Source organism: Streptomyces sp. NRRL B-24572, from assembly GCF_002156145.1.
GTDB classification, from domain to species: domain Bacteria; phylum Actinomycetota; class Actinomycetes; order Streptomycetales; family Streptomycetaceae; genus Streptomyces; species Streptomyces vietnamensis.
On record NZ_MWIG01000201.1, the window covers coordinates 1 to 13,534 of the forward strand.

Below are 13,534 nucleotides of genomic sequence, written 5' to 3' on the forward strand. Positions count from 1 at the left end.
CGTCCCGGGACGGGCCCTACGAGGCCGGGCTGAGGTTGCCGTCGACGTCCATGTCGAAGACGCCGTGCGTCTTGCCGTCGACCTTGAGCTGCTTGAGCCAGTGCTTCGAGAGCTCGTGCACGTTCCCGTGCTGGATCTCCCACGGCACGGAATGCCCCGCGCAGGCCAGCTTGACCATCAGCTTGTGGGCGCCCGCGATGGAGTCGTACAGCGCGGGGACCGAGAAGTTGAGTTCCGGGTTGGGGTTGGGCGGTTTCGTGTTCGCCTGCCTGTCGTGCTCCCCGTACACGATCAGTACGGGCACGCTTCCGCCGAGCACCCCGCCCTGCTTCGCCGTGGTCTCGTTCCACCCCCACCGGGTGAAGCTCCTGAACCGGCTGAGCCCGTCGATGCCTCCCCAGACGCTGCCGACCGGGTCGCTCTTCAGCAGCGCGTCCCAGACCACGTCGACGATGCCGTCCTCACGCTGACCCTCGCAGTGCAGTTCGCCGCCCCAGCCGCCCGGGGAAGACAGTCCGGCCTTCGTGCTGAGGTTGGTCGGGAAGCCCGGCACCGGCAGCGAGGCCGGCGGATCCGAGGTGCCCTTGGCCGGGAAGATCGGCGCCAGCAGGAACAGGCTCTCGACCTTGCCGGGGTTCTGGACCGCGTACGGCCCCATCCAGAACGCGGCGGCGGACCAGCCGACGAAGGCGACCTTGTCCGCCTGGCACAGGTCGAGGACGAAGTTCACGACGGTGTTCAGCTCGTCCCGGTCGCTGTCCGAGTCGTTCAGCTGGTACGGGTAGTTCGGCGGGCCCGGTGTGAATCCCGGCGGCCGCGGCGTCAGCAGGTTCTGCTGGGCGGGGTTGACGTTGCGGGGGTCGCCCATCTCGGGGCGCGCCGAGAGGCCGGAGCCCTGGAGGTCCATCATGAAGACGTCGTAGCCGGCCTGCGCCAGCGCCCCGGCCCAGCTGTAGTCCTTGTACCGGAGGTCGAAGCCCGGGAGCACCGGGACGCTCCGGCCGTGGAGCATGAGGACCGGCTTGCGCTTCTGTCCGGGGGGCGTGCCGTTCCGCTCCCGCACGAAGAGCTCGATCTCCTCGCCCTTGTTCGCGGGGACGGTGGACGTGTGCCAGACCCAGTGGTCAGTGGTGATGACCTTCGCCATGAGTGTCCGTTCCTGGTGGGGGGCCGAAGCCCTGCGCTCCGGCCCGGCCAGACTCCGTCCGCCCGGGAACGGGCGCCACGGGACGGCCGCCGGTCTGGGCCCATCAGGGTTGCGGGACCCACCGATCGGAGGGGCGCACGGGGGCGCGCGGGTGTGACCTTCACCGCTTGGCCCTCAGGGACTGGGCAGCTTGGTTACCCACAAGTAGCATGGAGGGAGCAAGCGCACGCTTAGGCGTGGGCCGCAGCAGCAGTGCCATCCCGCACCCTGGAGGAGAGCCATCGTGCCTCGTACCGTCAGGGACGTCGTCTTCGTCGACGGCGTCCGCACCCCGTTCGGCAAGGCGGGCCCGAAGGGCATCTACCACGAGACCCGCGCCGACGACCTCGTCGTGAAGGCCATCCGGGAGCTGCTGCGCCGCAACCCCGGCCTCGACCCCGCGAAGATCGACGAGGTCGCCATCGCCGCGACCACGCAGATCGGTGACCAGGGTCTGACCCTCGGCCGTACGGCGGGCATCCTCGCCGGCCTGCCGCAGTCGGTGCCGGGCTACTCCATCGACCGCATGTGCGCCGGCGCCCTCACGGCCGTGACCAGCGTCGCCGGTTCGATCGCCTTCGGCGCGTACGACGCCGTCATCGCCGGTGGCGTCGAGCACATGGGCCGCCACCCCATGGGCGAGGGCGTCGACCCGAACCCGCGCTTCGTCAGCGAGAAGCTGGTCGACGAGTCCGCCCTCTTCATGGGCATGACCGCCGAGAACCTGCACGACCGCTACCCGAGCATCACCAAGCAGCGCGCCGACGAGTACGCCGTGCGCTCGCAGGAGAAGGCCGCCAAGGCGTACGCCGACGGCAAGATCCAGCAGGACCTGGTGCCGATCTCGGTGCGCCGCACCGACCCGGCCGGCGGCGAGACCGGCTGGGGCCTGGTCACCGCCGACGAGCCGATGCGCCCGGGCACCACCCTGGAGTCGCTGGCCAACCTGAAGACGCCGTTCCGCGTCCACGGCAACGTCACCGCGGGCAACGCGGCCGGTCTCAACGACGGCGCCACCGCCTCGATCATCGCCTCCGAGGACTTCGCCCGGGAGAACGACCTCCCGGTCAAGATGCGCCTCGTCTCGTACGCCTTCGCCGGCGTCGAGCCCGAGGTCATGGGCTACGGCCCGATCCCGGCGACCGAGAAGGCCCTGGCCAAGGCCGGTCTGACGATCGACGACATCCAGCTGTTCGAGATCAACGAGGCCTTCGCCGTTCAGGTCCTCGCGTTCCTGGAGCACTACGGCATCGCCGACGACGACGCCCGCGTGAACCAGTACGGCGGCGCGATCGCCTACGGTCACCCGCTCGCCTCCTCCGGCGTCCGTCTGATGACGCAGCTGGCCCGCCAGTTCGAGGAGCAGCCGCAGGTCCGTTACGGCCTCACCACCATGTGCGTCGGCTTCGGCATGGGCGCGACGGTCATCTGGGAGAACCCCCACTGGGAGGGCAAGTGAGCACCACCGCCGAGCTTCTGAAGGGCGCCGCCGAGCTCTTCCCGGACGAGGTCGTCACCAGCGCCCACGTACGGCACTTCGAACTCCCGGCCAACGCCGGCAAGTTCGCGCTGATCACGCTGGACAACGGCTTCGACCACACCAAGCCGACCACCTTCGGCCCGCAGTCCCTCGCCAACCTGAACGCGGCGATCGACCAGGTCGAGGCCGAGGCCGCGAACGGTGAGATCGTCGGCGTCGGCCTCACCGGCAAGCCGTTCATCTTCGCCGTCGGCGCCGACCTCAAGGGCGTCGAGCTGCTCAAGAAGCACGACGAGGCGCTCGCCATCGGCAAGGGCGGCCACGACGTCTTCAAGCGGCTGTCCGCGCTCGCCGTGCCGACCTTCGCGTACTACAACGGCGCGGCCATGGGCGGCGGCGTCGAGGTCGGTCTGCACTGCACCTACCGCACCGTCTCGAAGGCCCTCCCGGCCTTCTCGCTGCCCGAGGTCTTCCTCGGCCTGGTGCCCGGCTGGGGCGGCTGCGCCATCCTGCCGAACCTGATCGGCGCCGAGAAGGCCGTCTCGGTCATCATCGAGAACTCGCTGAACCAGAACCGCCAGCTCAAGGGCAAGCAGGTCTTCGAGCTCGGCATCGCCGACGCGATCTTCGAGGGCGCCGACTTCCTGGAGCAGTCGCTCATCTGGACCGCCGGTGTCCTGAACGGCTCCGTCACCGTCGAGCGTCCCGAGGTCGACCGCGGCGAGGCCTGGGACCAGGCCGTCGCCAAGGGCCGTGCCATCGCCGACTCCAAGGTGCACGGCGCCGCCCCGGCCGCCTACCGCGCCCTCGCGATCATCGAGGCCGCCAAGGACGGGGACCTGCAGAAGGGCTTCGACGCCGAGGACCAGGCCCTCGCGGACCTGATCATGGGCGGCGAGCTGCGCTCCGGCATCTACGCCTTCAACCTGGTGCAGAAGCGCGGCAAGCGCCCCGCCGGTGCCCCGGACAAGTCCCTGGCCCGCCCGGTCACCAAGGTCGGCGTCGTCGGCGCCGGTCTGATGGCCTCCCAGCTGGCCCTGCTCTTCCTGCGCCGCCTCGAGGTGCCGGTCGTCCTGACCGACATCGACCAGGAGCGCGTCGACAAGGGCGTGGGCTACGTCCACGGCGAGATCGAGAAGCTGCTCGGCAAGGGCCGCATCAACCAGGACAAGGCCAACCGCCTCAAGGGCCTGGTCTCCGGTGTCCTCGACAAGGCCGAGGGCTTCGCGGACGCGGACTTCATCATCGAGGCCGTGTTCGAGGAGATGTCCGTCAAGCAGAAGGTGTTCGCGGAGGTCGAGGCGGTCGCCCCGGCGCACGCGATCCTCGCCACCAACACCTCCTCGCTGTCCGTCTCGGAGATGGCCTCCAAGCTCCAGCACCCGGAGCGCGTGGTCGGCTTCCACTTCTTCAACCCGGTCGCGATCCTCCCGCTCCTGGAGATCGTCCGCGGCGAGAAGACGGACGACGCCTCGCTGGCCACCGCGTTCGGTGTCGCCAAGAAGCTGAAGAAGACCGCGGTCCTCACCAAGGACGCCCCGGCGTTCGTCGTGAACCGCATCCTGACCCGCTTCATGGGCGAGATCCAGAACGTCATCGACGAGGGCACCCCGGTCGCCGTCGCCGAGAAGGGCGTCGAGCCGCTCGGCCTGCCGATGTCCCCGCTGGTGCTCCTGGAGCTCGTCGGCCCGGCGATCGGTCTGCACGTCTCCGAGACCCTGAACCGCGCCTTCCCGGAGCGCTTCAAGGTCTCCCCCAACCTGAAGGCGGTCGTCGAGGCCGGCAAGCGCGGCTTCTACGTCTACAACGCCGAGAACGGCTTCAAGCCGGAGCTCGACCCGGAGGTCGCCGCCCTCCTCGAGCAGGGCGACGTCGTCCTGACGGAGGAGCAGGTCCGCGACCGCGTCCTGGACGCGGTGGCGCAGGAGATCGGTCTGATGCTGGAGGAGGGTGTCGTCGCCGAGGCGCAGGACATCGACCTCTGCCTGATCACGGGTGCGGGCTGGCCCTTCCACCTGGGCGGCATCACGCCGTACCTGGACCGTGAGGGCGTCTCCGAGCGCGTCAACGGCAAGCGTTTCCTGGCCCAGGGCGTGGCGAGCGTCCCGGCGTAACACCAGGGCGTCATGCCCCCATGACGAACGGCCCCGGCACCTCGCACAGGTGCCGGGGCCGTTCCCGTGTCGCGGGCGGCGTCACCCTATGGAGCGCCAGCCTTCGAGCAGCAGCCCCTCGGCGCCCACCTTCTGACGGGTGGTGACCGGCGCGCGTCCGTCGGACACGGCCATCGCGACCAGGCCGCCGTCGAGGCCCCGGGTGAGGACGGCGTCCAGGTTCCCCTGCCGCTCCCCGGTCTCCGACCAGCTCAGGCCCTCCGTCTCCTGCTCGCTGGGGTAGGCGGCGAGGGCGAGCCGGCCGTCCTCGGACTGCTGGGCGAGGACCGTGCAGTCGAAGCCGTCGATGAGACAGCGGGTGACGGAGAGCCGGCCGGCGCCGACCGCCTTGCCCAGCGGCGTGGGCTCCAGGGAGCGCTCCGGCGACCAGGCCATCACCTGGCCCTCCTGGTCGAGGTAGAAGAGCGTCACGTGCCCGGAGGGCCCGGTCACGGCCGCGAGGGTGCCCATGGTCACCGAGGCCGGCAGGAGCTCCTCGCGGACCGGCTTGGCGCCGGCTTCGCGCTGGACGTAGCGGACGAGGCCCTTGGCGTGCGAGCTGTACAGCTCGACGAGGCCGGAGCCGTTGGTGACGGCGACCGGCGAGGGGTCGGTCTTGGAGCCCATCAGGTCCCACCAGGGGTGCCAGCCGCCCTGGTCCTTCTGCGCGCGGACGCTGAGCCCGCCGCCGCCGTTGCGTACGAAGGCGTAGACGCGGCCCTGGGCGTCCACGGCGACGGCGGGGTTGCCCGTCCAGGGTCCCTTGCCGTTCGAGTGCCCCAGGGACCGCCAGGGGGCCGCCGGACGGCCCGTCTGGAACTGGACGGCGTGCACCAGCTCGACGTGCCCCTCGTCGCCGCCCGTGGGCCGCAGGCCGACGAGGTGGACGTAGCGGTCGGCGCCCTGGCCGACGGCGAGGAACGGGGTCAGGCCGTCGCCGCCGAGGGAGACGGGGCCGCTCCAGCCGCCGCCGGGCTCCTCGGTCCAGCGCACCACCTCGCCCTCCCGGGGCAGGTAGGCGCTGAACCGGCCCTCCTCCCCTCTGGTCAGCCAGCCGCCCTGGAGCACGGGGGCGGCGGGGCCGTGGGAACGGTCGGTGGGGGCCTGGGATCGATTCACCATGAGGGGATCCAGCACTCCGGTCGTCGGGAGCAGTTCGGGTACGAACCGACTGTAGTCGCCCTCCCGGACGCTCTCCGCCGCGCCCAGGACCTGTGCGGCGGCCCCGGCCATGATCCTCCGCACAGGCCCTGCGGCCTCACCCGTTCAGTAGCGGGCCTCCCGGCCTTCGCGGCCGAGCCGGCTGTGGCTGCGCCCGTACAGGAAGTACACGAAGAAGCCGATCACCATCCAGACGGCGAAGCGGAACCAGGTCTCGCCCGGCAGGTTGAGCATCAACCAGACCGAGGCGGCCACGGAGAGGATCGGCAGCACGGGCACCCAGGGGGTGCGGAAGGCACGCGGCAGGTCGGGGCGGGTGCGGCGGAGGATGATGACGCCGACGGCGACCATGACGAAGGCGAAGAGGGTGCCGATGTTCACCAGGGTCGCGAGCTCGTTGATGCTGGTGAAGCCGGCGACGATCGCGATGATCACGCCGAGCAGGATGGTCGGCCGGTACGGGGTCTTGAACCGGGGGTGCGTGACGGAGAAGAAGCGCGGCAGCAGGCCGTCACGGCTCATCGCGAAGAAGACGCGGGTCTGGCCGAGCAGCAGGATCAGACAGACGGTGGTGAGGCCGACGGCGGCGCCGAAGCTGATCACGCCCGCGTACCACGGGTGTCCCGCCGCCTTGAAGGCGTCGGCGAGCGGGGCGCTGGTGGACAGCTTGGTGTACTTCTCCATGCCGGTGACGACGAGGGCGACCGCCACGTACAGCACGGTGCAGATGAAGAGCGAGCCGAGGATGCCGCGGGGCATGTCCCGCTGCGGCAGCTTGGTCTCCTCGGCGGCGGTGGCGACGACGTCGAAGCCGATGAAGGCGAAGAAGACGACGGAGGCGGCGGTGAAGATGCCCATGACGCCGAAGTTCGTCGGCTCGTAGCCGAAGATCAGCTGGACCATCGGGGAGTTCCAGCCGGAGGTGCCGCCGGGTGGGGTGACGGCCGGCGGGATGAACGGCTTGTAGTTGTCGCCGACGATGAAGAACAGGCCCGCGACGATCACGATCATCACGACGGTCACCTTGATCGCCACGACGACCGCGGTGATCCGGGCGGACAGCTTCATGCCGAGGACGAGGACGACGGTCAGCACGAGGACCAGCAGGAAGGCCAGGATGTCGAAGGTGCCGCCCGTGACGTCCGGGCCTTCGAGCGCGGCCGGCAGGTGCCAGCCGATGTTGTCCATCAGGGATCTGACGTAGCCGGACCAGCCGACGGCGACCACCGCCGTGCCGAGGGCGAACTCCAGGACCAGGTCCCAGCCGATGATCCAGGCGGGCAGCTCGCCGATCGACGCGTACGCGAAGGTGTAAGCCGATCCCGCCACCGGCACCGTCGAGGCGAACTCGGCGTAGCACAGGGCGGCCAGGGCGCAGACGATGCCCGCCGCGACGAAGGCGAGGGCGGTGGCCGGTCCGGCGTTCTCCTTGGCGACCTTGCCGGTGAGGACGAAGATGCCGGTGCCGATGATGACGCCGACGCCGAACACCGTCAGGTCCCAGGCCGACAGGGACTTCCGGAGCGCGTGCTCGGGCTCCTCCGTGTCACGGATCGACTGTTCGACCGATTTCGTCCGGAACAATCCGGTATTGGCGCGTGGTTGCTGGTCCGTACTCACGTCGCACCTCCCTGCCATGGGGCTGCCCGCCCTCTGGTCAGAATGCACGCGAAAGGGCCGGTCGGCACTCCGAAGAGTGAGCCGACCGGCCCAAAGGTGACGCCGGGTGACGTCTCCGACGGGAGGATCCGTCAGTCGCGGGCGGGCTCCACGGCCTGGCTGCTGCTCTCGAACCGTCCGTCGAGCCGCGAGACCAGACCGGTGACCTGGCGGGCGATGTCCGGGGCGGTCAGACCGATCTCGGCCAGGACCTCGCCGCGGGAGGCGTGGTCGAGGAAGCGCGGCGGGATGCCGAAGTCACGCAGCGGTACGTCGACGCCGGCGTCGCGCAGCGCCTGGGCGACGGCCGAGCCGACACCGCCGACGCGGCTGTTGTCCTCGACGGTGACGACCACGCGGTGCTGCTCGGCGAGCGGGGCGAGGGCCTCGTCGACGGGCTTGACCCAGCGGGGGTCGACGACCGTGGTGGAGATGCCCTGCCGGTCGAGGAGGTCGGCGATCTCCAGGCACATGGGGGCCAGGGCGCCCACGGAGACCAGGAGGACGTCCGGCTTGTCGCCGCCGGGCTCGCGGAGCACGTCCATGCCGCCGACGCGGCGCAGGGCGGGGACGGCCGGGCCGACCGCGCCCTTGGAGAAGCGGACCACGGTCGGGGCGTCGGTGACCTCGACGGCCTCGCGGAGCTGGGCGCGGACCTGGTCGGCGTCGCGCGGGGCGGCGAGCCGCAGGCCGGGCACGACCTGGAGGATCGACATGTCCCACATGCCGTTGTGCGAGGCGCCGTCGGTTCCGGTGACACCGGCCCGGTCCAGGACGAAGGTGACGCCGCACTTGTGCAGGGCCACGTCCATCAGGACCTGGTCGAAGGCGCGGTTGAGGAAGGTCGCGTAGACCGCGAAGACCGGGTGGAGGCCGCCGGTGGCGAGGCCGGCCGCGGAGACCGCGCCGTGCTGCTCGGCGATGCCGACGTCGAAGACCCGCTCCGGGAACTCCTTGGCGAACTTGTCCAGGCCGACCGGCTGGAGCATGGCGGCGGTGATCGCCACGATGTCCTCGCGCTCCTTGCCGAGCGCGACCATCTCCTCGCCGAAGACGCTGGTCCAGTCGGCGCCGGAAGTGGCGATCGGGAGACCGGTGTCGGGGTGGATCTTGCCGACGGCGTGGAAGCGGTCGGCCTCGTCCTGGAGGGCGGGCTGGTAGCCGCGGCCCTTCTCGGTGAGGCAGTGGACGATCACCGGGCCGCCGAAGCGCTTGGCGCGCGTGAGGGCGGACTCCAGGGCCTCGATGTCGTGGCCGTCGATGGGGCCGACGTACTTCAGGCCGAGGTCCTCGAACATGCCCTGCGGGGCGATGAAGTCCTTGAGGCCCTTCTTGGCGCCGTGCAGGGTCTCGTACAGCGGCTTCCCGACGACCGGGGTGCGCTCCAGGATGTCCTTGCCGCGGGCGAGGAAGCGCTCGTAGCCGTCGGTGGTGCGCAGGGTGGCCAGGTGGTTGGCGAGGCCGCCGATGGTGGGCGCGTAGGAGCGCTCGTTGTCGTTGACGACGATGACGAGCGGGCGGTCCTTGGCGGCGGCGATGTTGTTCAGCGCCTCCCAGGCCATGCCGCCGGTGAGGGCGCCGTCGCCGATGACGGCGACGACGTGGTCGTCCTTCTTCAGGACCTCGTTCGCCTTGGCCAGGCCGTCGGCCCAGCCGAGGACGGTGGAGGCGTGCGAGTTCTCGATCACGTCGTGCTCGGACTCCGCCTGCGAGGGGTAGCCGGAGAGGCCGCCCTTCATCTTGAGCTTCGAGAAGTCCTGGCGTCCGGTGAGGAGCTTGTGGACGTAGCTCTGGTGGCCGGTGTCCCAGAGGACCTTGTCCTTCGGGGAGTCGAACACGCGGTGCAGGGCGATGGTCAGCTCGACCACACCGAGGTTGGGTCCGAGGTGCCCGCCGGTCTTGGAGACGGCGTCCACGAGGAACGTCCTGATCTCGTCGGCCAGCTGGTCCAGCTGTTCCGGGGAGAGCCGGTCCAGATCTCGCGGTCCCCTGATACGGGTCAGCAGAGCCACCCGTTCCTCCTTGCTTTGAGCTGGTCGAGCTTGCCGATTTGTCGAGTCTAATGTTCCGTCTTGGATCGTGGGCATCGGGCCGGGGGGTGAGGCGTCACCCGCACGGCCGACAGGCCGCTGATCTGTACGGCTCCGTACGCGCGCGTGTACTGCTCCGGACGCGCGGGAGCCCGGCACCGGTTTCCCGGTGCCGGGCTGCTGTGACGGGTGTTACGCGCGGCCCGCGGTCTTCTGCGTGCGGCGGGAGACCGAGTCGATGATCACGGCGATGAGCAGGACCGCTCCGGTGATCATGTACTGGATCGCGTTCGAGGACAGGTTCATCTGGTTGAGGCCCTGGACGATCGACTGGATGACCAGGATGCCGAGGAGCGCCGACCAGACCTTGCCGCGGCCGCCGAACAGGGACGTGCCGCCGATGACCGCGGCGGCGATGCACATCATCAGCTGGTTGCCGCCGCCGAGGGAGCGGTCGGCGCCGCCGGTCGCGGAGGCGAGGAAGAGGCCGCCGACGGCGCCCATCGTGCCGGAGATCATGAAGACCGAGATCCGGATCCAGTCCACGTTGATGCCGGCGCGGCGGGCGGCCTCGATGCCGCCGCCGACCGCGAAGACCTGACGGCCGTACGTCGTGCGGCGCAGGACGAAGTCGGTGGCGAGCAGGATGACCAGGAAGATCACCAGGGAGAGCGGCAGGCCCTTCTCCTGGTTGAAGCCGTACGCGGCGACGAGGACCAGGACCGCGAGGACGGCGGTGCGCAGGATGATCTCGCTCTGCGGGCGGTGCGGCAGCTCGGCGGCCTTGCGGCGGCGGGAGTCGCGCAGCTGGGCGAGGTAGAAGCCGGCGATGACGGCCACGGCGAGGCCGTAGGCGGCGGCGACGTCGGAGAAGTAGTACTTGGTGAGGTCCTCGACGAAGCTGCCGATCGGGGTGGGGATGGTCGACCGGTCGCCCATCACCCAGGTCTGCAGACCGGCCCAGCCGAGGAAGCCGGCGAGGGTGACGACGAAGGCGGGCACGCCGATCTTGGCGAAGACCGCGCCGTGGAAGGCGCCGATCAGGGTGCCGGACAGGATGCCGAGGAGGATGGCGAGTCCGTCGGGCATGTCGGTGCCGAGCACGCCCCAGACCGAGCCGGCCAGACCCGCCACGGAGCCGACGGCGAGGTCGATCTCGCCGAGCAGCAGGACGAAGACGATGCCGACGGCCATGATGCCGGGGCCGACCGCGTACAGCGTGATCTGGTCGAGGTTGTACGAGGTGATGAAGTTGCCGGTGAGGGCCTGGAAGACGATGCCGATGACGATCAGGCCGACGACGACGGGCAGCGAGCCGATCTCACCCGAGCGGATCTTGCGCTTGAACTCGTCGACGTAGCCCTTGAAGCCCTGCTCGCGGACGAGGAGGCGGGGGTCGACGGCGGGCACCGCGGCGGCGGCCGGCGCCTCCGTGCGGGGCTCGGGCACGGTGTCCTCGGAGGTGCTGGGGGTGGTGCTCACTTGGCTACCTCCGCGTTGCGGGCCTGACGGCGGGTCACGGCGTTGTCCGTGGCACCGGTGATCGCGGCGATGATCTCTTCGTGCGTGGTGGTGGCGACCGGGAAGGTGCCGTTGTTGCGGCCCAGGCGGAGCACGGCCACGGTGTCGGCGACGGCCTTCACATCGGCCATGTTGTGGCTGATGAGGATGACGCCGAGGCCCTGCTCGCGCAGCCGCTCGACCAGGTCGAGGACCTGCGCGGTCTGCTCGACGCCGAGCGCGGCGGTGGGCTCGTCCAGGATCACGATCTTGGGGTTGCCGACCAGCGCGCGGGCGATGGCGACGACCTGCCGCTGACCGCCGGAGAGGGCGGCGACGGGGATGCGGACGCTGGGGATGCGGATGGAGAGCGTGGAGAGCAGGTCCTTGGCCCGCTTCTCCATGGCGACCTCGTCGAGGACGCCGCCCTTCTTGATCTCGCGGCCGAGGAACAGGTTGGCGACGACGTCGAGGTTGTCGCAGAGCGCGAGGTCCTGGTAGACGGTCGCGACACCGAGGTTCTGGGAGTCGTGCGGCCGCTGGATCTCGACGCGCTCGCCCTCCCACTCGATGACGCCCTCGTCGATGGGGTGCACGCCGGCGATCGTCTTGACCAGCGTGGACTTTCCCGCTCCGTTGTCGCCGACGAGCGCGACGACCTCTCCTGCGTGGACTTCGAGATCGACACCGGAGAGGACCTGGACCGCTCCGAACCGCTTGAAGATCCCGCGCAACGCCAGCACGGGCGTCTGGGACACGTGAACCAACTCCTTCGCCGCCCGAGGGGGGCGACGGCATGTCGCGCCGTCGTGCGGCGCCGAAGTTTCGAGGGGGGCTGGGCTCGTCCGGCCCCCGGAGCGACAGCGGGGTCTGGGTCGGCCGGGGGCCGGACGGGCTTGAGGGGGGATCCGGTCGTCGTACGCCGGCCTTGTTACCGGGGGTCTTCACCCTCTGTACGCGAGGCGGCGGCGCCCGCTTCGGGGGCGCTCAGGCACGGATCCGTGCCGCCGGGCCCTCACGGAGCCCGGCGGATCGGGCGGGGTTACTTGATGCCCAGCTCGGTGCACTTGGCGGCGAGGTCCGCCGTGCAGAGGTCGGCGGCCTTGTAGATGCCGTCCTTGACCACCGTGGTCTGGATGTTGGTCTTGTCGACCACGACCGGGGTGAAGAGCGTGGAGGGCACGCCGTCGGTCGCGCCCTGGGCGCCGAGGTCCTTGCCCTTGAGCAGGTTCACCGCGAACTTGGCGGCCTCCGGGGCCAGCTGGAGCGGCGACTTGTAGATGGTGAAGGTCTGGGTGCCGGCGATGATGCGCTGGATGCCCGCGACCTCGGCGTCCTGGCCGCCCACCGGGATGCCCTTGACGCCGGCGTTCTCGAGGGAGGTGATGATGCCGCCGGCCATGCCGTCGTTGGCGGAGTAGACGGCGCCGATCTTGTCCTTGCCGACCGAGGAGATCGCGGCGGACATCTTCTCGCCCGCGACCTTCGGGTCCCACTCGCCGGAGGCCTCGTAGGCGATCTTGCCGACCTTGCCGTCGAGGGCGCTGTGGGCGCCCTTCTTGAACAGGCCCGCGTTCGGGTCCTTCTCGTCGCCGTTGATCATCACGACGTTCGCGGTGGCGGCCTTCGCGCCGAGCGCGGCGAGCAGGGCCTGGCCCTGGAGCTCGCCGACCTTGTTGTTGTCGTGGCTGACGTAGGCGTCGGCGCCCTGGACGGCACGGTCGTACGCGACGACCTTGACGCCCTTGGCCTTCGCGTCCTTGACCCAGCCCGCGGCCTTGGCGGCGTCCACCGGGTCGAGGGCGATGACCTTGACGCCGTCGGCGATCAGCTGGTCGAACTGCTGCTTCTGCTTGACGACGTCGGAGACGGCGTTGTTGTAGACGATCTCGCAGTCGGAGCAGGCGGCCTTGACGGCCTTCTCGAACTGGGGCTTGTCCAGGGCCTCGTAGCGCGAGGTCTTGTTCTCCGGCAGGAGCAGGCCGATCTTGGTCGAGCTGCCCTTGTCCGCGCTGTCGTCGCCACCGGCCTTGCCGCAGGCGGCGAGCGAGAGGGCCATCGAGACCGCGGCCGTGGCTATGACGGCGCGACGCGTCACTGCGTTCATGTGGGGTTGCCTCCCTGACGTGGCCGCGACGGTGCGGCCGAGGTGTCACGAAGTCAACTCGGCCGCAACGTTGTCGTCAAGAAGTAAATTATTAACGAGATGACAACGACGGTGTTCGTTATCTAAGTGAAGGCAAGGCGGGATGCCGGAGCGGCCACGGGCAGCGCACTCTCCAACAGGGGCGAATCGCCCATCTCGCTCAGTACGAGGGCCAGGGCGCCGAGCACCTCGGCGCGCCCGCCCAGGGCCCCCTGGGCC

The 13,534-nt window shown here is 70.1% G+C and carries 9 protein-coding genes and 1 pseudogene; 2 read left to right on the plus strand and 8 right to left on the minus strand.

Features of this window, described 5'->3' with window-relative positions; all coding sequences use genetic code 11:
- Positions 1–16: 16 nt before the first annotated feature.
- A complete protein-coding gene (locus CCN56_RS12780) occupies positions 17–1,147 on the minus strand; it encodes an alpha/beta hydrolase (RefSeq protein WP_179199824.1) in 1,131 nt (376 codons plus the stop codon).
- 283 nt (positions 1,148–1,430) lie between these two features.
- Here CCN56_RS12780 and CCN56_RS12785 point away from each other — a divergent pair, with 283 nt between their 5' ends.
- Positions 1,431–2,645 (plus strand): acetyl-CoA C-acyltransferase, encoded by a 1,215-nt coding sequence (locus CCN56_RS12785; protein ID WP_041131767.1) that lies wholly within the window; start codon positions 1,431–1,433, stop codon positions 2,643–2,645.
- Complete coding sequence (locus tag CCN56_RS12790) at positions 2,642–4,780, plus strand: 3-hydroxyacyl-CoA dehydrogenase NAD-binding domain-containing protein (RefSeq protein WP_086826550.1); 2,139 nt, start codon at positions 2,642–2,644, stop codon at positions 4,778–4,780. The genes CCN56_RS12785 and CCN56_RS12790 overlap by 4 nt, the downstream gene beginning before the upstream one ends.
- 81 nt (positions 4,781–4,861) lie before the next feature.
- On the opposite strand, the gene CCN56_RS12795 is transcribed toward CCN56_RS12790, so the two are convergent.
- From CCN56_RS12795 to CCN56_RS41795, 7 genes and pseudogenes are all read right to left on the minus strand, one after another.
- The gene (locus CCN56_RS12795; RefSeq protein WP_256961940.1) at positions 4,862–6,052 is read right to left on the minus strand and encodes a hypothetical protein; all 1,191 of its coding nucleotides are present in this window, start codon (positions 6,050–6,052) and stop codon (positions 4,862–4,864) included.
- 33 nt (positions 6,053–6,085) lie between these two features.
- The gene (locus tag CCN56_RS12800) at positions 6,086–7,600 is read right to left on the minus strand and encodes an amino acid permease (protein WP_256961941.1); all 1,515 of its coding nucleotides are present in this window, start codon (positions 7,598–7,600) and stop codon (positions 6,086–6,088) included.
- A gap of 131 nt (positions 7,601–7,731) precedes the next feature.
- Positions 7,732–9,651, minus strand: a complete 1,920-nt coding sequence (gene dxs / locus CCN56_RS12805) for a 1-deoxy-D-xylulose-5-phosphate synthase (RefSeq protein ID WP_086826554.1) — start codon at positions 9,649–9,651, stop codon at positions 7,732–7,734.
- Positions 9,652–9,861: 210 nt separating this feature from the next.
- Positions 9,862–11,151, minus strand: coding sequence for a sugar ABC transporter permease (locus CCN56_RS12810; RefSeq protein WP_086826556.1), 1,290 nt, complete (start codon positions 11,149–11,151; stop codon positions 9,862–9,864).
- Complete coding sequence (locus CCN56_RS12815; protein WP_167352215.1) at positions 11,148–11,936, minus strand: ATP-binding cassette domain-containing protein; 789 nt, start codon at positions 11,934–11,936, stop codon at positions 11,148–11,150. Before CCN56_RS12815 ends, CCN56_RS12810 begins: the two co-directional genes overlap by 4 nt.
- A 275-nt stretch (positions 11,937–12,211) precedes the next feature.
- Positions 12,212–13,276, minus strand: coding sequence for a substrate-binding domain-containing protein (locus CCN56_RS12820; protein ID WP_086826558.1), 1,065 nt, complete (start codon positions 13,274–13,276; stop codon positions 12,212–12,214).
- Positions 13,277–13,398: 122 nt separating this feature from the next.
- Positions 13,399–13,534: pseudogene (locus tag CCN56_RS41795) on the minus strand (ROK family transcriptional regulator); the annotation flags it as partial.